21 protein-coding genes are annotated in these 22,528 nt (G+C 62.6%); 11 read left to right on the top strand and 10 right to left on the bottom strand.

Features of this window, described 5'->3' with window-relative positions:
• Nucleotides 1-242 precede the first annotated feature (242 nt).
• Together NTA49_RS09985 and NTA49_RS09990 are read right to left on the bottom strand one after the other, a co-directional pair.
• Nucleotides 243-713: an ATP-binding protein gene (locus NTA49_RS09985; RefSeq protein WP_258294596.1), complete on the bottom strand. Its 471-nt coding sequence runs from the start codon at nt 711-713 to the stop codon at nt 243-245.
• A 7-nt stretch (nt 714-720) separates the two neighbouring features.
• Nucleotides 721-1,059, bottom strand: a complete 339-nt coding sequence (locus tag NTA49_RS09990) for an STAS domain-containing protein (protein WP_258294597.1) — start codon at nt 1,057-1,059, stop codon at nt 721-723.
• A gap of 90 nt (nt 1,060-1,149) precedes the next feature.
• On the opposite strand from NTA49_RS09990, the gene NTA49_RS09995 reads away from it, so the two are divergent.
• From NTA49_RS09995 to rarD, 7 genes are all read left to right on the top strand, one after another.
• Nucleotides 1,150-2,322 (top strand): thiolase family protein, encoded by a 1,173-nt coding sequence (locus tag NTA49_RS09995; RefSeq protein ID WP_258294598.1) that lies wholly within the window; start codon nt 1,150-1,152, stop codon nt 2,320-2,322.
• Nucleotides 2,319-2,771 carry a GAF domain-containing protein gene (locus NTA49_RS10000; protein WP_258294601.1) on the top strand — a complete coding sequence of 151 codons (453 nt, stop codon included), beginning with the start codon at nt 2,319-2,321 and terminating at the stop codon, nt 2,769-2,771. The genes NTA49_RS09995 and NTA49_RS10000 overlap by 4 nt, the downstream gene beginning before the upstream one ends.
• Nucleotides 2,772-2,858: 87 nt before the next feature.
• The gene (locus NTA49_RS10005) at nt 2,859-3,431 is read left to right on the top strand and encodes a helix-turn-helix domain-containing protein (RefSeq protein WP_258294602.1); all 573 of its coding nucleotides are present in this window, start codon (nt 2,859-2,861) and stop codon (nt 3,429-3,431) included.
• Between the two features lie 165 nt (nt 3,432-3,596).
• Nucleotides 3,597-6,044, top strand: coding sequence for a GcvT family protein (locus NTA49_RS10010; protein WP_258294603.1), 2,448 nt, complete (start codon nt 3,597-3,599; stop codon nt 6,042-6,044).
• A 51-nt stretch (nt 6,045-6,095) separates the two neighbouring features.
• The gene (locus NTA49_RS10015; RefSeq protein WP_261368254.1) at nt 6,096-6,983 is read left to right on the top strand and encodes a homocysteine S-methyltransferase family protein; all 888 of its coding nucleotides are present in this window, start codon (nt 6,096-6,098) and stop codon (nt 6,981-6,983) included.
• A gap of 77 nt (nt 6,984-7,060) precedes the next feature.
• The gene (locus NTA49_RS10020) at nt 7,061-9,508 is read left to right on the top strand and encodes a GcvT family protein (protein WP_258294605.1); all 2,448 of its coding nucleotides are present in this window, start codon (nt 7,061-7,063) and stop codon (nt 9,506-9,508) included.
• A gap of 60 nt (nt 9,509-9,568) precedes the next feature.
• Nucleotides 9,569-10,510: an EamA family transporter RarD gene (gene rarD, locus NTA49_RS10025; RefSeq protein WP_258294606.1), complete on the top strand. Its 942-nt coding sequence runs from the start codon at nt 9,569-9,571 to the stop codon at nt 10,508-10,510.
• On the opposite strand, the gene NTA49_RS10030 is transcribed toward rarD, so the two are convergent.
• On the bottom strand, nt 10,503-10,913 hold the full coding sequence (locus tag NTA49_RS10030; protein ID WP_258294607.1) for a nuclear transport factor 2 family protein: 411 nt from the start codon (nt 10,911-10,913) through the stop codon (nt 10,503-10,505). The genes rarD and NTA49_RS10030 overlap by 8 nt on opposite strands.
• A gap of 58 nt (nt 10,914-10,971) precedes the next feature.
• On the opposite strand from NTA49_RS10030, the gene NTA49_RS10035 reads away from it, so the two are divergent.
• Nucleotides 10,972-11,619 (top strand): RluA family pseudouridine synthase, encoded by a 648-nt coding sequence (locus NTA49_RS10035; RefSeq protein WP_258294608.1) that lies wholly within the window; start codon nt 10,972-10,974, stop codon nt 11,617-11,619.
• 10 nt (nt 11,620-11,629) lie between these two features.
• On the opposite strand, the gene NTA49_RS10040 is transcribed toward NTA49_RS10035, so the two are convergent.
• Nucleotides 11,630-12,550, bottom strand: a complete 921-nt coding sequence (locus NTA49_RS10040) for an alpha-1,2-fucosyltransferase (RefSeq protein WP_258294609.1) — start codon at nt 12,548-12,550, stop codon at nt 11,630-11,632.
• 11 nt (nt 12,551-12,561) lie between these two features.
• Between NTA49_RS10040 and NTA49_RS10045 the strand changes: the two genes are divergently transcribed.
• Nucleotides 12,562-13,227 (top strand): FkbM family methyltransferase, encoded by a 666-nt coding sequence (locus tag NTA49_RS10045; protein ID WP_258294610.1) that lies wholly within the window; start codon nt 12,562-12,564, stop codon nt 13,225-13,227.
• Nucleotides 13,228-13,331: 104 nt separating this feature from the next.
• Here NTA49_RS10045 and NTA49_RS10050 read toward each other — a convergent pair whose 3' ends face one another.
• The gene (locus NTA49_RS10050) at nt 13,332-14,771 is read right to left on the bottom strand and encodes an aldehyde dehydrogenase family protein (RefSeq protein ID WP_258294611.1); all 1,440 of its coding nucleotides are present in this window, start codon (nt 14,769-14,771) and stop codon (nt 13,332-13,334) included.
• A 134-nt stretch (nt 14,772-14,905) separates the two neighbouring features.
• On the opposite strand from NTA49_RS10050, the gene NTA49_RS10055 reads away from it, so the two are divergent.
• Nucleotides 14,906-15,559: a peroxiredoxin gene (locus tag NTA49_RS10055; RefSeq protein WP_258294612.1), complete on the top strand. Its 654-nt coding sequence runs from the start codon at nt 14,906-14,908 to the stop codon at nt 15,557-15,559.
• Here the strand turns inward: NTA49_RS10055 and NTA49_RS10060 are convergent, their stop codons facing one another.
• Entirely contained in the window at nt 15,560-16,261 is a 702-nt protein-coding gene (locus NTA49_RS10060; protein ID WP_258294613.1) for a glycosyltransferase family 25 protein, read from the bottom strand.
• Nucleotides 16,262-16,300: 39 nt separating this feature from the next.
• Nucleotides 16,301-16,759 carry an Lrp/AsnC family transcriptional regulator gene (locus NTA49_RS10065; RefSeq protein ID WP_258294614.1) on the bottom strand — a complete coding sequence of 153 codons (459 nt, stop codon included), beginning with the start codon at nt 16,757-16,759 and terminating at the stop codon, nt 16,301-16,303.
• A gap of 154 nt (nt 16,760-16,913) precedes the next feature.
• On the opposite strand from NTA49_RS10065, the gene NTA49_RS10070 reads away from it, so the two are divergent.
• Nucleotides 16,914-18,029 (top strand): alkene reductase, encoded by a 1,116-nt coding sequence (locus NTA49_RS10070; protein WP_258294615.1) that lies wholly within the window; start codon nt 16,914-16,916, stop codon nt 18,027-18,029.
• 75 nt (nt 18,030-18,104) lie between these two features.
• Here NTA49_RS10070 and pnp read toward each other — a convergent pair whose 3' ends face one another.
• The 3 genes from pnp to NTA49_RS10085 all read right to left on the bottom strand — a co-directional run bounded on the left by pnp (nt 18,105) and on the right by NTA49_RS10085 (nt 22,482).
• A complete protein-coding gene (pnp, locus tag NTA49_RS10075; protein ID WP_258294616.1) occupies nt 18,105-20,237 on the bottom strand; it encodes a polyribonucleotide nucleotidyltransferase in 2,133 nt (710 codons plus the stop codon).
• Between the two features lie 249 nt (nt 20,238-20,486).
• Nucleotides 20,487-22,034: an alanine/glycine:cation symporter family protein gene (locus tag NTA49_RS10080; RefSeq protein ID WP_258294617.1), complete on the bottom strand. Its 1,548-nt coding sequence runs from the start codon at nt 22,032-22,034 to the stop codon at nt 20,487-20,489.
• 10 nt (nt 22,035-22,044) lie between these two features.
• Nucleotides 22,045-22,482, bottom strand: a complete 438-nt coding sequence (locus tag NTA49_RS10085) for a universal stress protein (protein WP_258294618.1) — start codon at nt 22,480-22,482, stop codon at nt 22,045-22,047.
• Nucleotides 22,483-22,528 lie beyond the last annotated feature (46 nt).

The following is a 22,528-nucleotide window of genomic DNA, read 5'->3' on the forward strand; positions in this document are numbered from 1 at the left end:
CTGATACCTAACGGGGCAAAGGCCAAAGGCCAAGTCGCGGTGATGCGGGAGAAATAAGATCCTCGGTGCCGTGCACTGGGTGGGGGCTGTTACACACGACACCGAGGGAAGCTATATGCAGCTACAAGGACAGTATTGCCTGCGGATCAAGGCGGGAATGTGGAGCTATTCAGGCCCTTTTGGGGTTTGGTTCAACAGTCGCCTTTTTCCTGACAGGATGGCGCATGTCCCTCGCTTCGCGTTCAGCGCAGCGCAACCGCCATGCGCAGCGACAGCTTGTTTGTCGCCCCCTCGCGAAGATAGGTGACGTCCCGCGCCAGATCCCGGATCAGGAACCAGCCAAAACCACCCTCTGGCATGTCCGACAAATCGACATTCACGTCCACGGCCAGCCCCGGCGGGGCACGGCCATCGGGCATGGGTGCCCCCTGGTCGGTGATGGTGAAATGCAGGCCGTCGCGATGTTGCCGACAGATGACCTCGATGGGGCCCCGGCGCGCACCGTTGCCATAGGCATGTTCGCTGATGTTGTTGACCGCTTCGGCCAGAACCAGATCCACCGCGCTCAGGTCTTCGGACGCAAGGGGCAGGGGGGACAGCGTCCGTTTCAGTTGCTCAAGCACCTGTCGTGCCGCCTGCGGCCCGCTTTGCACGGTGATCTGGACGGGTGGCAAGGCGTTGTGCACCCTTTGGACCGGGCTGCCTTGCATCATGTCCACGTCAGACCGCGAGTGCGCGGCGCGCGTCGTCGAGCGTGGCGTAAAGGCTGAAGACCGAATCCATCCGTGTCAGCTTGAACACCTTGTCCACAGTGGGGGTCAGCCCGGCCAGCGCCAGCTTGCGCGGCGGGGCAAGGTGTTTCATCGCGGCGACGATCGCGCCCAGTCCGCTGGAATCGATGAATTCCACCGCTGACAGGTCCAGCAGCACCAGATCGGGGCCATCTGCGGTCTCCGTGCGCATCGCGTCCTTGAACTCGATCGCGACGGCGGCATCTATCCGCGCGTCACGCACCGTCACTATGCGCACCCGCTCTTCTGTTTTGCTGGAGAGTTCCATAATATCCCTCACGTCATTCGCTCGCGATCATGCTTAGGTCGCAAAACTTACCAACCCGTGACCACGGGCAGAACATTCAGAAGGTGAACCATGACCGAAGTGATCATTTCCGGTGCATCGCGCACACCTATGGGCAGCTTTCAGGGCGCTCTTTCCGGTTTGACAGCCGCCGAACTGGGCGGTGCCGCGATCCGCGCAGCGCTGGCAGGGGCCGGCACAGACACGGTGGACGAGGTGCTGATGGGCTGCGTGTTGCCCGCAGGCCAGGGGCAGGCTCCGGCGCGTCAGGCCGGTTTCGCTGCGGGACTGGGCAAGGAGGTGCCTGCGACAACGCTGAACAAGATGTGCGGTTCGGGCATGAAGGCGGCGATGATCGCCTTCGACCAGATCGCGCTGGGTCACACCGACCTGATGATCGCGGGCGGCATGGAAAGCATGACACAGGCCCCGTACCTCCTGCCCAAGATGCGCGAGGGTGCGCGCTTGGGGCATGGTCAGGTCATTGACCACATGTTCCTCGACGGGCTTGAAGACGCCTATGACAAGGGGCGCCTGATGGGCACCTTTGCCGAAGACTGCGCCGAGGCGTTCCAGTTCACCCGCGAAAAGCAGGACGATTATGCGTTGGCCTCGCTCAGCCGCGCGCTTGAGGCACAGGAAAGCGGTGCCTTTGCTGATGAAATCGCCTCGGTCGACGTCAAATCCCGCAAGGGCTCGGTCACGGTCAGCGCGGACGAACAGCCCGCCAACGCCCGCCCCGACAAGATCCCGCAGCTTAAGCCCGCGTTCCGCGAGGGCGGCACCGTCACTGCGGCCAATTCCTCGTCGATCTCGGATGGGGCGGCGGCTCTTGTCCTCAGCTCTGCCGAGGCGGCCAAAGCGCGTGGTCTGACCATGCGTGCGCGCATCCTGGGCCACGCCAGCCATGCGCAGGAACCGGGCCTGTTCACCACGGCCCCCGTGCCTGCCGCGCAAAAGCTGCTGGCGCGGATCGGCTGGACCAAGGACGACGTGGATCTGTGGGAGGTCAACGAGGCCTTTGCCGTGGTGCCGCTGGCCTTCATGCACGAAATGGGGCTGAGCCATGACATCGTGAACGTCAACGGCGGTGCCTGTGCGCTGGGCCACCCCATCGGTGCATCGGGCGCGCGGATTATCGTGACGCTGCTGAACGCACTGGAAAAACGCAACCTCAAGCGGGGCGTGGCCGCCATCTGCATCGGCGGCGGCGAAGGCACCGCCATCGCGATCGAACGTATATGATGGTCAACTACCAGACGCTCGCGCAGACGCTGCAATCGCTGACCGAGGGCGAGGATGATGCCGTCGCCCTGATGGCGACGGTTGCCTGCGAGGTGCATCATTCCGACGACAGGTTCGACTGGACCGGGTTCTACCGGGTCACCGCGCCCGAAATGTTGAAGATCGGCCCCTATCAGGGCGGGCACGGCTGTCTGCAGATCCCGTTTTCGCGCGGGGTTTGCGGCGCTGCGGCGCGCACCGGACAGGTGCAGCTGGTGCCTGACGTCGAGGCCTTTGCCGACCACATCGCCTGCGCCAGCAGCACACGGTCGGAACTGGTCTTGCCGGTGCATGACCGTAATGGCGATCTGATCGCGGTCTTCGACATCGACAGCGACCAGCCCGATGCGTTCACCCAAGGCGACGCCGAGGCGTTGGAACGTATTCTGGCGGGCATTTTCAGCCGCTGATCGACGCGCGGTGAAATAATCTCTTGATTTTTCACGGGCGCCGCCGCACCGTGAAATTATCAAGTCATTTTTCACCGCGAGTCGCAGATGCTGCAATCCAATCCCGATACGGCCAAAACGCTGGGCGCGGATCTGCGTGCGCTGCGCAAGGCGCGGGGGATCACCTTGCAGGACATGGCGGACGCGCTGGGCCGCTCCGTCGGTTGGCTCAGCCAGGTCGAGCGTGATCTCTCCGAGCCGTCGATCACCGATCTGCGCCATATCGCGGCGCACCTGGGCGTGTCGGTGTCGATGCTGTTTCGCTATGCCGCCGCACCTGCGGACGAGGCAGGCTATATCGTGCGCAAGAACGCGCGCCGTCCCATCGGGACGCCCATCGCCGGACTGGTCGAGGAACTGCTGTCGCCCGATCTGACTGACGACTTCGAGATGGTGCATTCCACCTTTGCACCGCATTCCCAGATTGCCGACCCGGTCACGCGCCCGACGCAGGAAGTCGGCTATCTGGTCTCGGGCACGCTTGAACTGGAGATTGCAGGCATCCGCTACACTATCCAGCCCGGCGATAGTTTCCGCATTCGCGGCGAGCCTTTCCGCTGGATCAACCCCCATGATACGCCCGCCGTGGCGATCTGGGTCATCGCGCCCCCTGTGTATTGAGGGTGATGTGATGGGCCGCGCATTTCCAGACGGGCAAAACCGTGACGAGGTCAACTTCGGGCGCGCGTCCGGTATGCTTGCGGCCTCTAGACGCCTGACATGCCACCTCTTCACCGAAGCCAGCGGCGATCATTCCCGTATCCCCGCACATGAGGACCGCGACGCATGAGCACCTTTCCCACCACGGCCCGTGTGGTCATCATCGGCGGCGGTGTCGTCGGCACCTCGGCGCTCTACCATCTGGCCAAGGCGGGTTGGACCGATTGCGTCCTGCTGGAAAAGAACGAGTTGACCGCAGGCAGCACCTGGCACGCGGCGGGCAACTGCCCCAGCTTCAGCACCTCCTGGGCGGTGATGAACATGCAGCGCTATTCGCTCGGCCTCTATGCCGGACTTGCCGAGGCGGTGGATTACCCGATGAACTACCACGTCACCGGATCGGTGCGGCTGGGCCATTCCCGCGAACGGATGCAGGAGTTCGAGCGCGCCCGTGCGATGGGCCGCTATCAGGGTCTCGACCTCGAGATGATGGCCGTCAGCGACATCAAGGACCGCTATCCGTTCATCGAGGTTCACGATCTTGCGGGTGCCCTGTGGGACCCTGACGACGGCGACATCGACCCCGCGCAACTGACACAGGCGCTGGCCAAGGGCGCGCGCAGCATGGGCGCCCGCATCGAACGCTTCTGTCCCGCCACCGGTATCAGCCGCGAAGGTGGCGAATGGATCGTCCACACCGACAAGGGCAACATCCGCTGCGAAAAGGTGGTGAACGCCGCCGGATATTATGCGCAGCGCGTTGGCGAATGGTTCAAACCTTTCGGCGGGCGAACCGTGCCGATGACCGTGATGAGCCATCAGTATTTCCTGACCGAGGAAATCCCGGCCCTCGCCGACTGGACCCGCGAAAACGGCCGCAAGGTGCCGCTGCTGCGCGATGTCGACAGCTCGTACTACCTGCGGCAGGACAAGAACGGGCTGAACCTTGGCCCCTACGAGCGGAACTGCCGTGCGCATTGGATAACACCCGACGATCCGATGCCGGAGGACTTCAGCTTTCAGCTCTATCCCGACGATCTGGAACGGCTGGAATGGTATATCGAGGATGCGATGGCCCGCGTACCGATCCTCGGCACCGCCGGTGTCGGCCGCGTGATCAACGGACCCATCCCCTATGCGCCCGACGGTCTGCCGCTGCTGGGTCCGATGCCCGGCGTGCCCAACGCTTTCGAAGCCTGCGTGTTCACCTTTGGCATTACCCAAGGCGGCGGCGCGGGCAAGGTGCTGGCCGAATGGGTCACCGAAGGTCAGACCGAATGGGATATGTGGTCCTGCGATCCGCGCCGCTATACCGACTATACCGATCAGGACTATTGCAATCATAAGGCGACGGAGACCTATGGCCACGAATACGCGATGCACTTCCCGCGTCATTCCTGGCCTGCAGGACGCGATCGCAAACTGTCGCCCGCGCATGATCTGGTGTTGGCAAAGGGCGGCGTCATGGGCGCCTACAACGGCTGGGAACGCGCCAACTGGTTCGCCAAACCCGGCGACGACCTGAGCGAGGCGGCGACCCAGACATGGGAGCGCGCAGGCCCATGGTCTGTGCGCGTGCGCGAAGAAGTCGAGGCGGTGCGCGACGACGTCGGTGTGCTGGACCTGCCGGGGTTCTCGCGCTTCGACCTTTCGGGCGCAGGTGCCGCCGAATACCTGCGCGGCAAGATTGCTGGCGGCCTGCCCAAGGTCGGGCGCATGAACCTCGGCTATTTCCCCGACAGCCGGGGCCGCATCCTGACCGAAATGTCGATCCTGCGGCACGCCCAGGATGCGTTCACCCTGATCACCGCGGCGACCGCCCAGTGGCACGACCGCGACGTGCTGCGCGAGGGGCTTCCCGTAGCGCTGTCACTCACTGACCATACGACAGAGTACGGAACGCTGATCGTCACCGGGCCCAACAGCCGCGCGCTGTTTGAACGTCTGGACACGCAGGCAGACCTAGCCGCCCCTTGGCTCACGCATCAACCAGCCAGGGTGGCGGGCATCGACTGCGCCCTCGCGCGGGTCTCCTTCGCAGGCGAACTCGGCTGGGAAATCCACGCGGCCAACGCGGATATCGCCGCACTCTACGCCGCCGTGACCGGCGCAGGCGCGAGACCTTTCGGAATGTACGCGCTGAACGCGCTGCGCATCGAAAAAGGCTACCGCACGTGGAAGGGCGACCTCAGCACAGACTATACCCTGTTCGAAGGCGGCCTCGACCGCTTCGTCAAACTGGACAAACCGCAGGACTTCCCCGGCAAACAGGCGCTGATGAACGAGCGGCAACGGGGCGTCGCGAAACGCTTCGTCACGCTGATCGTCGACGCAGGCGACGCCGACGCGCCCTATATGTCGACGCTCTGGCATAACGGCGTGGTCGTCGGCGAAACCACCAGCGGCGATTGGGGCTTCCGCGTCAATGCGTCGATCGCGCTGGGCATGGTGCGCGCTGATCTGGCCGTGGCTGGCACCGAACTGCATGTCGAGATCTTCGGCACGAAATGCCGCGCCGTGGTGCAACCGGAACAGCCCCTGTGGGACCCCGACAACATCCGCTTGCGGGCCTGATCCCATGAATGTCAAAGCGCAGGGGATTCTATCAGGGACATGACCGATACGATGACAGAAATAATCCTCCTCGACGGCGGCATGGGTCAGGAACTGATCCACCGCGCGGGCGACACGCCGACACCTTTGTGGTCCACACAAGTGATGATCGACCATCCCGGATTGGTGGCGGAAATTCATCGCGATTTCAGGTCCGCAGGGGCAATGGTCGCAACCACGAACACCTATGCGATCCACCACGACAGGCTCGCAGGCACCGGCATGGAAGATGCCTTCGGCAGCCTGATGGCCCGCGCCCTGACCGAAGCCCGCGACAGCGGCGCGCCGTGTATCGCGGGGGCCATCGGCCCGCTTATCGCCTCGTACCGGCCCGATCTGCACCCCGATGCACAGACCGCCGTTCCCCTCTATGCCGAAGTCGCGGGGCTGCTCGCCCCCACATGCGATCTGCTGATCTGCGAAACCGTCGCCTCGCTCGACCATGCGCGCAGTGTGCTGGCGGGTGCCTGCCCGACTGGCAAACCCGTCTGGCTGGCCCTGACCGTGGACGACCGCGACGGCTCCAGACTGCGCTCGGGCGAGCCGCTGAAAGACATCCTGCCAATCGCCGAAGAGCACGCCACAGCAATCCTCATCAACTGCTCCGCCCCCGAGGCGATCCCGGCCGCCCTCGCGATCCTCTCAAAAGGTACGCTACCGTATGGTGCCTATGCCAACGGCTTCCAGCGCATCACCAGGGAATTCCTGCAAACCCGCCCCACCGTCGCAGACCTGCAATCGCGCCACGACCTTACCCCGCCGCTCTACGCCGACCACGTCATGGCCTGGGTCGATGCAGGTGCCACCATCGTCGGCGGCTGCTGCGAAGTCGGCCCCGCCCATATCGCCGAAATCGCCCGCCGCCTGATCGCGGCAGGTCACAGGCTTGCACGTCCCTGATTTCTTTTGGCCCCAAATATCCCGGGGGTTCGGGGGCTGGCCCCCGTTTAACCGCCCACCCTGAATGGAGACCCAAGATGCCTGACCTTCCAGATAGTGCCCGCACAATCATCATCGGCGGCGGGGTCATCGGCTGCTCGGTCGCCTATCACCTCACGCAACTGGGCTGGACCGACGTCGTCCTGCTGGAGCGCAAGCAGCTTACCTCCGGCACCACCTGGCACGCCGCCGGCCTGATCGCGCAACTGCGCGCCAGTGCCAACATGACCAGGTTGGCCAAATACTCGCAAGAGCTCTATGGCAATCTAGAAGCCGAGACAGGCGTCGCCACGGGGTTCAAACGCGTCGGTTCGATCACCGCCGCCCTGACGGACGAGCGTCTGGAAGAGCTGCAACGTCAGGCCGCAATGGCCCGCGCATTCGGCGTTGCGGTCGAAGAGATCAGCCCCTCCGAGATCAAGGCGAAATACGAACACCTGAACATCGACGGTGTGACGGGGGGCGTCTATCTGCCGCTCGACGGGCAGGGCGATCCGGCCAATATCGCGCTTGCGCTGGCCAAGGGGGCGCGGCAGCGCGGCGCGCGCATTCAGGAACGCGCTGCCGTCACCGCGATCACCCGCGCGGGTCGTCGTGTCACCGGTGTTGACTGGCAGGGCGAGGATGGCACCAGCGGTCACATCGCCTGCGATACGGTGGTGAACTGTGCGGGCATGTGGGGTCATCAGGTCGGGCGGATGATGGGCGTCAACGTGCCGCTGCAAGCCTGCGAGCACTTCTATATCGTCTCGGAAGCGATCCCCGGCCTCACGCCAATGCCAGTGTTGCGGGTGCCGGACGAATGCGCCTATTACAAGGAAGACGCGGGCAAGATCCTGCTCGGCGCGTTCGAACCTGTCAGCAAGCCATGGGCGACGGGCGGCATCCCCCCCGACTTCGAGTTCGACCAGCTGCCCGAGGATTTCGACCACTTCGAGCCGATACTGGAGGCTGCGGTCAACCGGATGCCGATGCTGGCTGAAGCGGGCATCCATACGTTCTTCAACGGCCCCGAAAGCTTCACACCCGATGATGCCTATCACCTCGGCCTCGCGCCAGAGATGGACAACGTCTGGGTCGCGGCGGGCTTCAACTCGATTGGTATCCAGTCGGCGGGCGGGGCAGGCATGGCGCTGGCGCAGTGGATGGACGCAGGCCAGAAACCCTTCGACCTTGGCGATGTCGATATCGCGCGGATGCAGCCTTTTCAGGGCAACAAGACCTACCTCGCCGCCCGCGCGTCCGAGACGCTTGGCCTGCTTTATGCCGATCATTTCCCCTATCGGCAAAAGGCCACCGCACGCGGCATTCGCCGCACGCCGTTTCACCACCACCTGCTGGAACAGGGCGCGGTGATGGGCGAGCTGGCGGGATGGGAACGTGCCAACTGGTTCGCCAACCCGGACCAGACGCCAGCGTATAGTTATAGCTGGAAACGTCAGGCGTTCTTCGAAAACGTAGCCACCGAACACCGCGCCGTGCGCGAGAATGTCGGAATCTACGACATGTCGTCCTTCGGCAAGATCCGCGTCGAAGGGCCGGACGCCTGCGCTTTCCTCAACCACATCGGCGGCGGCCAATACGATGTGCCCGTTGGCCGCATCGTCTATACCCAGTTCCTGAACCCGCAAGGCGGAATCGAGGCGGACGTGACCGTCACCCGCCTGAGCGAGACTGCCTATCTGGTCGTCACCCCCGCCGCCACGCGTCTCGCCGACCAGACATGGATGATGCGCAACAAGGGCGATCACAACGTGATCCTGACCGACGTGACGGCGGGCGAGGCGGTGCTTGCCGTAATGGGGCCGAACGCGCGCAAGCTGCTACAGATGGTCTCGCCCGCAGATTTCGGCAACGAAACCAACCCCTTCGGTACGGCACAAGAGATCGAGATCGGCATGGCTCTGGCCCGCGTGCACCGCGTGACATATGTGGGCGAACTGGGCTGGGAGGTCTATATCAGCGCCGACATGGCAGCTCATGTGTTCGAGGTGCTGCATGCCGCCGGACAGCAGCTCGGGGCCAAACTGTGCGGGATGCACATGATGGACACCTGCCGTATCGAAAAAGGGTTCCGCCATTTCGGTCACGACATCACCGCCGAGGATCACGTGCTGGAGGCGGGTCTGGGCTTTGCCGTCAAGCTGGACAAACCCGCCTTCATCGGGCGCGACGCGGTGCTCCGCAAAAAGGAGACAGGGCTCATGCGTCGTCTGGTGCAGTTTCGCCTGACTGATCCAGAGCCGCTGCTCTACCATAACGAGCCGGTGCTGCGCGACGGCAAGATCGTGGGCTACCTCAGTTCGGGGGGGTACGGTCACCACTTTGGCGCGGCGATGGGCATGGGGTACGTTCCCTGCGAAGGCGAAAGCGTGGCGGATGTGCTGGCCTCGTCCTACCAGATCGACGTCGCCGGACGCCGGTACGCAGCAGAAGCCTCGCTGAAACCTTTCTATGACCCGACCGGGGCGCGCGCTAAAGTCTGATGCTCTGGTGCCCCGCGCACCGCAGTGCTACGCATCGGGCGAACCAGCAGGACAGACCCGATGCGCACACCCCCCGCCCCGAACGTACTGGCCCCGAGTGGCGACACACCGCAGGGACTGGGCTTTGCCCTAGGGGCCTACATCCTCTGGGGCTTTCTGCCGCTCTACCTCAAGATGGTCAGCCATATTCCTGCCGCCGAAGTGGTGGCGCACCGGATCATCTGGGCGGTGCCGATCGCAGCCGCCTTGCTGATCATGCTGGGGCGTACCGCAGACATCCGCACGGCACTGCGCAGCCCGCGCACATTGGCGATGGGCTGCGTCACCGCCGCGCTGATCACGGTCAACTGGGGCATCTATGTCTGGGCCATCGCCGAAAACCGCGCGCTGGATGCGGCGCTGGGGTACTACATCAACCCGTTGTTCAGCGTGGCGCTGGGCGCCTTGCTGCTGGGTGAAAAGCTGGACAGGTTGCAACTGGCCGCGGTCGCTCTGGCGCTTGGCGCGGTCGTGGTGCTGGCCGCCTCGCTTGGCTCCGTGCCCTGGGCCGCAGTCGGGATCACCGTCAGCTGGGGCTTTTACGCGCTGGCCAAGAAACAGCTGCCCATCGGCCCCAATCAGGGTTTCCTGCTCGAAGTGCTTTTGTTGCTGGGCCCGGCGTTAATATATGTGATCTATCTGGGGGCCACGGGGCAAAGCCATTTCATGACCACCGGCAGTTACGACACCTGGCTGCTGCTCGGCTGTGGGGTGGTTACGGCGGTGCCGCTGATTCTCTATGCCAATGGGGCCAAGCGTCTGCGTCTGACCACCATAGGCGTGCTGCAGTATGTGGCGCCCACGATGATCTTTCTGGTGGCGGTCTTTATCTTTGACGAACCTTTCGGGCAGGCGCGGATGATCGCCTTTCCGATGATCTGGGGGGCGCTGGTGATCTACACGATCTCGATGGTCCGCCAGATGCGCGCCCGCCGCGTCCAGCCATTGGCCGCGTCTAGCTGATCGTCTCGCGGAAGGTGGCAAAATCGGGGTCTTTCGCGATGCGCGCCATCATCGCCTCGCGCAGGGCACCGATGGTCTTGTGGGGGCGCATGGCGACTTCGAATTCCTGTATCAGCCCGTCATCGTTCAACGTGATCAGGTCCACGCCGACCGCATCCAGCCCCTCGACCTTGCACTTGAAGGCCAGCATCCAGTCGCGCCCCTCGCCCAGAACACGGCGATAGGTGAAATCGGTGAACACCGCATTCACGTGCCCCAGCACAGCCGACACCGCCGCGCGGCCGGTCCATGTCTTCCAATAGGTCGGCGGCATGAACCGGACGTCTTCGGCAAAAAGCGGCAGGATCGCGTCGTCATCCTTGGCCAGAACCGCGTCGTGAAAGCTTTGAATGGTGGCGTGCATATCAGGGCCTTTCGGTGTCTGTGCTTGAAACCATAGCCTACATCTGGAAAGCAGCGGCATGGAAACTGTTTATACCCCTCCGACCGATCCGCTGGTGTTTTTGCACGATGATCCCGATATTGTGGCGGTGGACAAACCTGCGGGTCTGCTCAGCGTGCCCGGACGGGGCGACCATCTGGCCGATTGCCTGATCACCCGGGTGCAGGCCGTGTTTCCCACCGCGTTGCTGGTGCACCGGCTGGACCGCGACACCAGTGGCGTCATGGTCTTTGCGCTGACGCCCCATGCGCAGCGCACGCTGTCGACACAGTTCGCCGAGCGTCGGACGCAAAAGGCTTATGTCGCGCTGGTGCAGGGCCTGCCCGATCAGGACAAGGGCACCGTCGATCTGCCGGTGATCGTGGACTGGCCGAACCGCCCGCTGCAAAAGGTCTGCCACGAGACGGGCAAACCCGCGGTGACAGACTGGCGCGTGACCAAGCGGCACAGTGACACCGCGCGGGTGCGACTGGTGCCGCACACGGGCCGCACCCATCAATTGCGGGTGCATATGCAAGCGCTGGGCCACCCGATCCTGGGCGATCCGTTCTATGCAACGGGCGCCGCTGCCGATTATCCACGCATGATGCTGCACGCGGAAGAACTGCGCGTGAAACACCCCGAGAACGGCCAGTCCATCCGTTTCCGCGCGAAGGCACCGTTTTAGGGGGGCACGCTCAGGCGGACGTGCCGACGCTGATCCAGCGGGCGGGCAGAATGTCTGGGTTGGACGGGGCGGCGTTCGCAAACCATCGGGCCGGGCCTGCGACGAGGCTGTCTTGGGTTTCGCCCAGCCAAGCGCCCCACCAACTGAACGATGAATTCGCAATGATGTTGTGCTGGCAGAGAGTCATCAGTCGCAGGTCTTCATAGTCTGCATCGGGTCCATTGAAATCCACGACGACCTTTTCAAATGGCAATGGCAGGTTGTCCTTGGCCCACGCCGGATCGTCGGAGAAAACGAACACGGTCGGATCAGTATCCATACGCTTACGAATGGCATCAAGCGCCGCGTCGTAATAGGCCTGATCGCACAGTGCCATCGCGTTCACCGAAACATAATCCCCACGCCGGACATGCAGCGCCACGGACGGGCCGCTGGCAATCTGCGCGGCCATCTCGGCGTTCCGGGTGGACATCGGCGTGCGGAACGCGAAAGCGCGGCGGATATCTTGTGCAATGTCGGCAAAATACCGCTCGGATTGCCAGTAGCCGTGCAGATAACCGTCATCTGTCCAACCCGTGAAGGCCGGATCGAACCCCAGCGTCTTTTCGTGCCGGATGCGCGGGCGCAATCCCATCGCCCGCCACGCGGCATAGGCCAACGGACGCGTGTGCCTGGCAGGCGGCAACGGCGCTTTCGCAAGCTGGGGCAGATCGAACACGCGCAACAGCGTACCATCGCCCTTGTGCAATGCCGTGCGGTCGTCCAATACCACCCGCGTACACAGGCGTTCGGCCAAAGCGCGGGCAGCGGCATATTGGAACATCTGGTTGCCCAGGCGTCCATGCAGTCGGGAAAAGATCATGACCTTGCCTTGGTTAGCGGTTATTTGTCTGTGATGAATACGCGCTTGTGCGCGACCGGACCAGATCAAAGGGGCCTTCCATGTCGATCAAGAGCGAGCTGACCAAGCTTTGGAACATCGCGACCAGCCCGTCATACCGCGCCGCGCGTGCACCGTACCGTGCATTCCGCAAAGAGCACGGATCGCAAACCCCGGCCCAGTTTCCGCATGTCCGACAGGGCGATGTGGTGCTTGATATCGGTGGCTACCTTGGTGATTGGTCCGCTGACATGACCAAGCGCTATGGCGTCGTGTCTCATGTCTTTGAACCCAACCCCGGTTTCGCAGCAGCGATGGGGGAACGCTTTGGTGACTATACGGATGTGCATGTGCACGCCTATGCCGTGGGCAGTGAAGATGGCGCATTGGAACTTTCGGACCAGGCCAACGCATCATCTGCGCTGGTCAACGAGGGACCGACGGTCAAGGGCATGGTGCGCGCACTGGGCGCGGTCAGCGCAGACCTGGCGCTGGGCGATGTTGCCGTGATCAAGATGAACATCGAAGGCGGTGAATACGATCTGTTGCCTGCGATGATCGACAGCGGGTTCATGCAGCGGGTCGACCGGTTGGTCGTCCAGTTTCACAAATACTCCTCCGAAGACGTGGCGCGGCGGGATGCAATCCGCGAGGGGCTTTCGCACACGCATGTCTGCGAATGGGCCTATCCGTTCGTCTGGGAGCAGTGGGCGAGAAAAGACGCCTAACGAGACGCCTAACGAGACGCCTAACGAGACGCCTGACAGTGCGCCGAGAACGACTCAGGGCGAAGGATAACCTTCGCCCCCCCGTGCCTCGGGATCAGCCCCGATTACTCGGCAGCCCAGCCCGAGACGGCTTTGACTTCGAGGAAATCCTCGATGCCCCAGACGCCGCCTTCGCGGCCGTTTCCGGACTGTTTCATGCCGCCGAAGGGCGAGCCGGCCGCGCGGCTGGTGCCGTTCATCTCGACCATGCCCGAGCGCAATTTCTGCGCCAGACGGTTGGCGCGCGCGCCGTCCTGGGTCTGGACGTAGTTGGTCAGACCGTAAACCGTGTCGTTGGCAATCTCGACCGCCTCTTCTTCGGTGTCGAAGGGGATGATCGACAGCACCGGGCCAAAGATTTCCTCGCGCGAGATGGTCATGTCACGGTCGACGTCGGCAAAGACGGTCGGCTTGACGTAGAAACCCCGGTTCAGACCCTCGGGACGGCCCGTGCCACCGGCGACCAGGCGTGCGCCTTCGTCGATGCCCTTCTGGATCAGGTCCTGGATCTTGTTCCACTGCACTTCGTTCACCACGGGCCCGATGTGGTTGCCCTCTTCCGACGCGGGGCCGACAGTGACCTTGCTGGCGACGTCTGCGGCCTCGTCCACGACGCGGTCGTAGATGCCGCGTTGCACCAGCATCCGGCTGGGCGCGTTGCACGACTGGCCGGTGTTGTTCATCATGTGCAGAACGCCGCGTTTCACGGCCTTTTCATCGGCATCTTCAAAGATCAGGTTGGCGCCCTTGCCACCCAGCTCCAGATGCACGCGTTTCAGCGTGTCAGCCGCATTCTTGGAAATCAGCGTGCCTGCGCGGGTCGAGCCGGTGAAGCTGACCATATCTACGTCCTTGTGGCCCGACAGGGTGCTGCCGACGCCGGGGCCGTCGCCGTTGACCAGGTTGAACACGCCTGAGGGGAACCCTGCCTCGTCCATCAGCTCGGCAAAGATCATCGCGTTCAGCGGGCTTTCCTCGGACGGCTTCAGAACCATCGTGCAGCCTGCGATGGCTGCCGCGCCGACCTTCAGCGTGACCTGGTTCATCGGCCAGTTCCAGGGCGTGATCAGGGCCGCGACGCCAACCGCCTCATAGATGATCCGGTCGTTCGGGGCATGGTCCCCCAGCGGGCGGACAAAGTCGAACTTTTTCGCCGCCGCCACAAAGTTGGACAGGTGCCAGATGCCGGCGCCGGCCTGCGACGATTTCGACATGGAAATGGGCGCGCCCATCTCGTTGCTCATGGCCTGTGCCAGATCTTCGGCGCGCGACTTGTAGACCTCGATCAGCTTTTCGACCAGCGCGATCCGCTCGGCGGCGGGGGTCGCCATCCAGCCTGGCAACGCGGCCTTGGCGGCAGCGACGGCAGCATCGGCATCGGCCTGACCACCCAGCGAAATCACGGCACAGGGTTCTTCGGTGGACGGGTCGATGACGTTGTGGTCACGGCCCTCGATCGGCGCAACCCACTGACCGTTGATATAGAACTCGCGTTTCTCGAGCATAGTAAAGCCTCCTTATTAACTGCGGAATTTGGCGTTACTCTTTCACCCCGCACCGCGACACGCAAGACAGGGGATGCAACCGGGCAAAAGCCACACTACATTGTGCAGTAGAATTCAAAATAGGAGGACCATTCATGTCCCTGCGCATCAACGACACCATCCCCGACCTGACCGTCGAAACCGACCAAGGCAGCTTTGGCCTGCACGACTGGATCGGCGACAGCTGGGCCATCCTGTTTTCGCACCCCAAGGATTTCACCCCCGTCTGCACCACCGAATTCGGCGCGGTCGCGCAACTGTCCGACGAATGGGCCAAACGCGGCACCAAGGTGATCGGCGTCAGCGTCGATGGCGTGGAAGAGCACAAGAAATGGAAGGGCGATATCGAATCGTCCTCCGGGGCCAAGGCCGGTTTTCCAATCATCGCCGACAGCGGATTGGAAGTGTCCAAGGCCTTCGACATGCTGCCCGCCGAAGCCTACATGTCCGATGGCCGCACCCCCAACGACAGCGCCACCGTGCGCGCGGTGTTCATCATCGGCCCCGATAAAAAGCTGAAGCTGTCGATGACCTACCCGATGACCGTTGGCCGCAACTTTGCCGAGGTGGTCCGCGCGCTGGACGCGCTGCAAACGTCCTCTGGTCACGGTGTGGCGACGCCCGCCAACTGGAACGTGGGCGATGACGTGATCATCCCGGCGACGGTCTCGGACGAAGACGCCAAGGCCAAGTTCGGCAGTTTCGAAACTGTTCTGCCCTACCTGCGCAAGGCCGCTTTGCCCAAGTAACTAGGCTTGCGGGCGCGCCGCCACGGCGCGCCTGTACCGCCAGCGTTTGATCTCCCGCATCAGCTTGCCGCTGGTGCGGGTTTTCTTTTGGATGGTCGAGCCGCCCAGGTCCGCCGTCAGTTCGCGCACGCCGTTGGGCAGGATCGTCTGAACGGTCTGGCCGTGCACCCAGTGCATTTGCAGAAACGTGTCCACGGGCCTGTCCAGAATCTCGGTCGCGGCCAGAAGCCGCTGTGCCGCAGTGCGCCCGACCACCTGAAGCACGGTTTGCAGGCCGATCACACGGGGCAGCATCAAGGTGCAGGGCCCGTTGCTGGCCAGCTCCCGCAGGGCAAGCTCGTGGGTTTTGGCAGGGATGCGGATAAAGCTGTCGGCAGTGGCATGTGTCTCGATCAGCGCTTGTACATGGGTCCAAAGCACGGGGTCCAGCGCCAGATCATCCTCGGCCACCAGCGCATACTCCCAGCCTTCGGTCACGATCCGCTGCCAGCAGGCCCGATGCGACAGAAAACAGCCCACTTCGCCCGCGCCGATGGAAAACGGATAGGGCGGCTGGTGGACATCGCCCGGCGCAGGCGTCACGCCTGCATCGGCACCGCGCACGGCCTCGATCAAGCTGGCTCCCGGCAGCGTCTGCAACAACACCTCTACGTTCGAGCGGCGCTGCGTGGCGCTGGACATATGAATGATCAGGGAATGCATCGCGCATGGCTAGCGTGAAACGCCGACCCGCACCAGTGGTCAGAGCGGCAGTTCGGTGGTGGACTTCAGTTCCTTCAGCACGAACGAAGACTGTACCTCGCGCACGAATGGGCTGCGCAGCAATGTGTTGGTCATGAAATGCTCGTAGGCTTCGACATCTGCCACGCGCACCTTCATCTGGTAATCGGCGGCACCGGATGTGGCCAGACATTCGACCACTTCCGGGCGCCCCTCAATCAGTGTGGCAAAGCCCGACACGGTCGCTTCGGCGTGGTCGCGCAGGGTGATGGCGGCCAGCACAGTCAGCTTGCATCCCGCATGTGCAGGCGACAGCAGCGCGACCCGGCGCAGGATCGTTCCAGAGGCTTCAAAATCCTGAACCTTGCGCCAGACCGTGCTCTGCGCCATTCCGCAGGCTTCGGCAATTTGTGCCAAGGACTGACTGCAATCGCGCTGTAGTTCCCGAAGCAATGCCTTTTCCGCAGTGGAATATTTCATGCGATACCCGTCTGGTGGTTTTTCATGCTTGTATCAAATTTCGGGTGCGAAATGGAACCCCGCCTTGTGCGCTGGCGAACGCAGCCCCCTCTTGAAAGGGCACGTTGTGCTGCCGAGATATAGAAAAGAGCACTCAAACAAGACGGAGAACCACATGGCTGATGTTCCAGCGCACGCCCCCCTATTCAAAGACGTGAAATTGGGCGGCATCACAGCGCCCAACCGAATCGTCATGGCCCCGCTGACACGCGCGCGCTCGACGCCCGGTGACAACGTCCAGACCGACCTGCACACCCTCTACTATACTCAGCGCGCGGGCGCGGGTCTGATCATCTCGGAAGCGACGCAGATCAGCCAGGAGGGGCAGGGCTATGCCTGGACGCCGGGCATATTCACAGACGCCCAGATCGCGGGCTGGAAACAGGTCACCGACGCTGTCCACACGGCTGGCGGCCACATCTTCTGCCAGCTTTGGCACGTGGGCGCGATCAGCCACAACGTGTTCCACGATGGCGCAGCGCCCGTCTCGTCCAGCGTCTGGACGCCCAAGGGCGACGCTTTCGTCGGCGATCTGCACCCCGACGGCCCGATGGTGCCGCACCCGCAGGCCCGCGCGCTGTCACTGGACGAAATCCCCCGCGTTATCGAAGATTTCCGTCACGCTGCCAGATGCGCGGATCAGGCGGGCTTCGACGGTGTCGAGTTTCACGGGGCGAACGGCTATCTGATCGACCAGTTCCTGCGGTCGTCGGTGAACAAACGCGATGACCCCTATGGCGGTTCGGTCGAGAACCGCGTGCGTCTGCTGGACGAGGGGGTCGATGCGCTGATCGAGGTTCTGGGTGCCAACCGCGTCGGCGTGCGCCTGTCGCCGATGGGCGGACCCGGCGGATCGCAAGACGATGATCCGATGGAGACATATGTCGCCGCGGCCAAGGCGCTGTCGGGCAAGGGGCTTGCCTATCTGCACGTGGTCCGTTCGGGCGATCCCGAGAACACCAAGATCGTCGATGCCATGCGCAAGGCGTTCGACGGTCCGTTCATCGCCAACGGTGGGTTCCAGCCGCAAGAGGCCGCAGAGTGGATCGAAGAGGGGCGCGCGGATGCCGTCGCCTTTGGTCGGATGTACATTGCCAACCCTGACCTGACCAAGCGCATCGCGATGGATGGCCCCTATAACGATCCGAACCCGGATACGTTCTATGGTGGCGGAGCAGAGGGCTACACCGATTACCCGATCATGGACGGCAGCGCGCAGGCGGCCGAATAGTCCGGCTTAGTACAAGCAAAAAGGCCCCGGTATCACTACCGGGGCCTTTCAACATTTCTAGAAGAACAAAGCGCCTTATTCGGCGTCTTCTTCCTTTTTCACTTCTTCGCCGGTTTCCTGATCGACGACTTTCATCGACAGGCGCACCTTGCCACGGTCGTCAAAGCCCAACAGCTTCACTTTGACCTCCTGGCCTTCCTTCAACACATCCGACGGATGGTTCAGGCGGCGGTTTTCGATCTGGCTGACGTGCACCAGGCCGTCGCGCTTGCCGAAGAAGTTCACGAAGGCGCCGAAATCGACGATCTTCACGACGGTACCGGTATAAACCGCACCCTCTTCGGGCTCGGCCACGATCGACCAGATCATGTCATAGGCTTTCTTGATCGCCTCGCCGTTGGGGGACGCAATCTTGATGATCCCGTCGTCGTTGATGTCGACCTTGGCGCCCGACACTTCGACGATTTCACGGATCACTTTGCCGCCCGAGCCGATGACTTCGCGGATTTTATCCGTCGGAACCTGCATGGTTTCGATGCGCGGTGCGTGCACCGAGAAATCCGACGCGCCGGTCAGCGCCTTGTTCATCTCGCCCAGGATGTGCAGACGACCTGCCTTGGCCTGCTCCAGAGCTTTTTCCATGATCTCGGGCGTGATGCCTGCGATCTTGATGTCCATCTGCAGCGACGTGATACCGTTTTCGGTGCCCGCAACCTTGAAGTCCATGTCGCCCAGGTGGTCTTCGTCACCCAGGATGTCGGACAGGATCGCATAGGAGCCGTCTTCTTCCAGGATCAGACCCATCGCCACACCGGCCACAGCCGATTTCAGCGGAACGCCCGCGTCCATCATCGACAGCGAACCGCCGCAGACCGACGCCATCGAGGACGAGCCGTTGGATTCGGTGATCTCGGACACGACGCGAATGGTATAGGGAAAGTCGGTCGATGCGGGCAGAACCGCCTGCAACGCACGCCAAGCCAGCTTGCCGTGACCGATTTCACGGCGACCGGGAGGGCCCACACGACCCGCTTCACCAACCGAATAGGGAGGGAAGTTGTAGTGCAGCAGGAAGTTCGATTTGAAGTTGCCGTGCAGGGCGTCGATGAACTGTTCGTCGTCGCCGGTGCCCAGCGTGGTCACGACTAGGCCTTGGGTTTCGCCACGGGTGAACAGAGCCGAACCGTGGGTCCGCGGCAAGAAGCCGGTTTCGCACACGATGTCACGAATTTCGTCGGTCTGGCGACCGTCGATCCGCTTGCCGGTTTTCACCACGTCGCCACGCAGGATCGACGCTTCGAGCTTTTTCAGAGCCGAGCCGAGGTTCGGATCTTCTTTCTGCTCGTCCGACAGCGCCGCCAGGATGGTGTCGCGGGCAGCGGAAACAGCCGAAGTACGCTCTTGCTTGTCGCTGATCGCGAAGGCTGCGCGCATTTCGGTCTCGCCTGCGGCTTTGACAGCGGCGGACAGCTCGGAATAATCGGCAGGCTGGAAATCAAACGGCTCTTTCGCGGCACTTTCGGCCAGTTCGATGATCAGGTCGATGACTGGCTGGATCTGCTCGTGCGCGAATTTCACCGCACCCAGCATTTCGGCTTCCGACAGCTCGTAGGCTTCGGATTCAACCATCATCACGGCGTCCTTGGTGCCGGCAACAACCAGGTCCAGACGCTGTTCGGGGTTCAGGCGCAGGTCCTGCATGTCGTCGACTGTCGGGTTCAGGATGTAATCGCCATCCTCGAAGCCAACGCGGCAACCGGCGATTGGGCCCATGAACGGCGCGCCCGAAATGGTCAGCGCTGCACTGGCGGCGATCATCGCGACCATGTCGGGATCATTGACCAGATCGTGCGAGAGAACGGTACACATCACCAGCACTTCGTTCTTGAAGCCGGGGACGAACAGCGGGCGGATCGGACGGTCGATCAAACGCGCGGTCAGGGTTTCTTTCTCGGTGGGGCGTGCCTCACGTTTGAAAAAGCCGCCGGGCACTTTGCCCGCAGCATAGTATTTCTCTTGGTAATGTACGGTCAGCGGGAAAAAATCCTGACCGGGTTTTTGTTTCTTGGCAAACGTCACGTTTGCCATGACCGAAGTCTCGCCCAGCGTGGCGATCACCGACCCGTCCGCCTGACGGGCCACTTTTCCGGTCTCCAGTGTCAGCGTCTCTTCGCCCCACTGCATCGTTTTCGTCGTTACGTTAAACATCTACGTTCCTCAGGTTGGCCACATCGGCCATTTGCTTAGGGGCCGTATTGCCCCTGACTCCGGTATCTTCTTTTCGGGCGCTGGAGTCCGGGCGCCGATCTCAGATTGGCGGGGCATACAGTGTTTTGGCCTATATGGAAAGCCTTTGCTGCTATGGCGAAACGCCGCTCTGGCCGTCCAGAAACGGCACGCGGTTGCGGGGGCAGCGGGGTGCAGGCGGCGGTTGCTCCGCCTGCACCTTGGGCGCGATCAGTTGAACTTGACGATCTCGCCCGATTTCAGACGGCGCGCGTAAGAGTTAAGTTCCTTGCGCACCAGTCGCATGAGGAAATACAGCGCAAAGATGTTGACCACGGCCATCGAGAAAATCGCTGCATCCGAAAAGTCGATGACGGGGCCGAGGCTGGCTGCCGCGCCGATCACGACGAAGATGCAGAAGATCACCTTGAAGGTCAGTTCCGACGCTTTTCCCTCGCCGAACAGGTAGGTCCACGCTTTCAGCCCATAGTACGACCACGAGATCATCGTGGAAAAGGCGAACAGGATCACCGCGACCGCTAGGACATAAGGGAACCAGCTGATGCCCGACGCGAATGCCGCCGATGTCAGGGCGACGCCGCTCACGTCGTTGACGGTGGCGATGGATCCGTTTTCGTTCAGAACGAACAAACCCGTCGCCGGATCGACGATCAACTGTTGCGATATGGTGATGACCAGCGCGGTCATCGTGCAGATCACCACGGTGTCGATCAGCGGCTCAAGCAGGGATACGAAGCCTTCGGTGATCGGCTCCTTGGTACGCACCGCCGAGTGGGCGATCGCCGCAGAGCCCACGCCCGCCTCGTTCGAAAACGCAGCACGCCTGAAGCCCTGAATCAACGCCCCGACCAGACCGCCCGCAACGCCCAGACCGCTGAACGCGCCCTCGAAGATCTGGCCGAAGGCCCAGCCGATCTTGTCATAGTTCACCGCAAGGATGATCAGCGCCGCACCGACATAGAGAATGCCCATCAGCGGCACGATCTTTTCGGTGACGTTGGCGATGGATTTGATCCCGCCGATGATCACGGCAAAGACGACGGCGGCAAAGATCACACCGGTGATCCAGCCCGGATACTCTCCGATAATGCCGGTCAGTTGCGCGTGTGCCTGATTGGCCTGAAACATGTTGCCCCCGCCAAGCGCGCCCAGGATGCAGAAGATCGAGAACAGCACCGCCAGGATCTTGCCGCCGGGCAGACCCAGTTCGTCAAAACCCTTTGACATGTAATACATCGGGCCGCCCGAAACCGTCCCGTCGGGGTATTCATTGCGATACTTCACGCCCAGCGTACATTCGGTGAATTTCGACGCCATGCCCAGCAGACCAGCCAGGATCATCCAGAATGTCGCCCCCGGCCCGCCAATGCCGACAGCCACCGCGACGCCCGCGATGTTGCCCAGACCGACGGTGCCCGAAAGGGCTGTTGCCAGCGCCTGAAAATGGCTGACCTCGCCCGCGTCATCGGGATCGGAATAGTCGCCTTTGACCAGCGCGATGGCATGGCCAAAGAACCTGAACTGCACAAAGCCGAAATAGAGCGTGAAGATCGTGGCCGCGATGACCAGCCACAGGACGATCCAGGGAAAGTCGGTGCCGGGGAAGGGCGCAAAGATCAGATTGACGAAGGGCCCGGTAAACGCGGCAAAGGCGGCGTTGACACGGTCATCCAGGCTCGCCGCCTCTTGCGCCAGTGCCGGTGCGGCCGAAGCTGTGAGAACTGCCAGTGACAGAGATGTTTTTTGCAAGATGTTCATGAGGACCTCCTTAGCTCACGACCGTCACGGGCACGTTGGCACCCATGACAAGGTTGGCGGTTGAGCTTCCGAAGATGCGTTTGCTCAGACTGGATTCGGTGGACCGCCCGACGATGATCTGCGATGCGTTCTGCTTGGCCGCGATCTGGTCCAGCGTGTCGGCGACATTGCCATGGCGCACCATGCCCACCGCCTTGATCCCCGATGCCTCCAGCCGCTCGATCGCGGGGGTCACGACCCGTTCCATCGCCGTCGAGATTTCCTCTTCGCGGCGTTTGTGGCGCTGGGCGTTCTCTTCGGGCGTCTGGAACGAATAGGGCGACCATTCGATCACATAGACGACCAGCAGTTCCGCCTGTCCGATCAATTTTGCGAGGTTTTCAGCAAAGGTCAAAGCGCGGTCACCCGAGCTTTGACCGTCGAGCCCGATCAACAGTTTCGTCGTCATGAGGGCATCCTTCTGTCGGTGTCCCCGGGCGCGGGTGTGGTGCGGA

It is taken from the genome of Pseudosulfitobacter koreensis, from assembly GCF_024733015.1.
Taxonomy (GTDB): Bacteria; Pseudomonadota; Alphaproteobacteria; order Rhodobacterales; family Rhodobacteraceae; genus Pseudosulfitobacter; species Pseudosulfitobacter koreensis.

What these genes read in the sequence shown, in the direction of transcription:
- NTA49_RS10050 (WP_258294611.1), bottom strand. Translation starts at nt 14,771, where the DNA reads ATGCTCGAGAAACGCGAGTTCTATATCAACGGTCAGTGGGTTGCGCCG.
- pnp (WP_258294616.1), bottom strand. Translation starts at nt 20,237, where the DNA reads ATGTTTAACGTAACGACGAAAACGATGCAGTGGGGCGAAGAGACGCTG.
- NTA49_RS09985 (WP_258294596.1), bottom strand. Translation starts at nt 713, where the DNA reads ATGATGCAAGGCAGCCCGGTCCAAAGGGTGCACAACGCCTTGCCACCC.
- NTA49_RS10030 (WP_258294607.1), bottom strand. Translation starts at nt 10,913, where the DNA reads ATGCACGCCACCATTCAAAGCTTTCACGACGCGGTTCTGGCCAAGGAT.
- NTA49_RS10070 (WP_258294615.1), top strand. Translation starts at nt 16,914, where the DNA reads ATGGCTGATGTTCCAGCGCACGCCCCCCTATTCAAAGACGTGAAATTG.
- NTA49_RS10065 (WP_258294614.1), bottom strand. Translation starts at nt 16,759, where the DNA reads ATGAAATATTCCACTGCGGAAAAGGCATTGCTTCGGGAACTACAGCGC.
- NTA49_RS10060 (WP_258294613.1), bottom strand. Translation starts at nt 16,261, where the DNA reads ATGCATTCCCTGATCATTCATATGTCCAGCGCCACGCAGCGCCGCTCG.
- NTA49_RS10085 (WP_258294618.1), bottom strand. Translation starts at nt 22,482, where the DNA reads ATGACGACGAAACTGTTGATCGGGCTCGACGGTCAAAGCTCGGGTGAC.
- NTA49_RS10035 (WP_258294608.1), top strand. Translation starts at nt 10,972, where the DNA reads ATGGAAACTGTTTATACCCCTCCGACCGATCCGCTGGTGTTTTTGCAC.
- NTA49_RS10045 (WP_258294610.1), top strand. Translation starts at nt 12,562, where the DNA reads ATGTCGATCAAGAGCGAGCTGACCAAGCTTTGGAACATCGCGACCAGC.
- NTA49_RS10080 (WP_258294617.1), bottom strand. Translation starts at nt 22,034, where the DNA reads ATGAACATCTTGCAAAAAACATCTCTGTCACTGGCAGTTCTCACAGCT.
- NTA49_RS10020 (WP_258294605.1), top strand. Translation starts at nt 7,061, where the DNA reads ATGCCTGACCTTCCAGATAGTGCCCGCACAATCATCATCGGCGGCGGG.
- NTA49_RS09995 (WP_258294598.1), top strand. Translation starts at nt 1,150, where the DNA reads ATGACCGAAGTGATCATTTCCGGTGCATCGCGCACACCTATGGGCAGC.
- NTA49_RS10055 (WP_258294612.1), top strand. Translation starts at nt 14,906, where the DNA reads ATGTCCCTGCGCATCAACGACACCATCCCCGACCTGACCGTCGAAACC.
- NTA49_RS09990 (WP_258294597.1), bottom strand. Translation starts at nt 1,059, where the DNA reads ATGGAACTCTCCAGCAAAACAGAAGAGCGGGTGCGCATAGTGACGGTG.
- NTA49_RS10015 (WP_261368254.1), top strand. Translation starts at nt 6,096, where the DNA reads ATGACAGAAATAATCCTCCTCGACGGCGGCATGGGTCAGGAACTGATC.
- NTA49_RS10010 (WP_258294603.1), top strand. Translation starts at nt 3,597, where the DNA reads ATGAGCACCTTTCCCACCACGGCCCGTGTGGTCATCATCGGCGGCGGT.
- NTA49_RS10005 (WP_258294602.1), top strand. Translation starts at nt 2,859, where the DNA reads ATGCTGCAATCCAATCCCGATACGGCCAAAACGCTGGGCGCGGATCTG.
- NTA49_RS10000 (WP_258294601.1), top strand. Translation starts at nt 2,319, where the DNA reads ATGATGGTCAACTACCAGACGCTCGCGCAGACGCTGCAATCGCTGACC.
- rarD (WP_258294606.1), top strand. Translation starts at nt 9,569, where the DNA reads ATGCGCACACCCCCCGCCCCGAACGTACTGGCCCCGAGTGGCGACACA.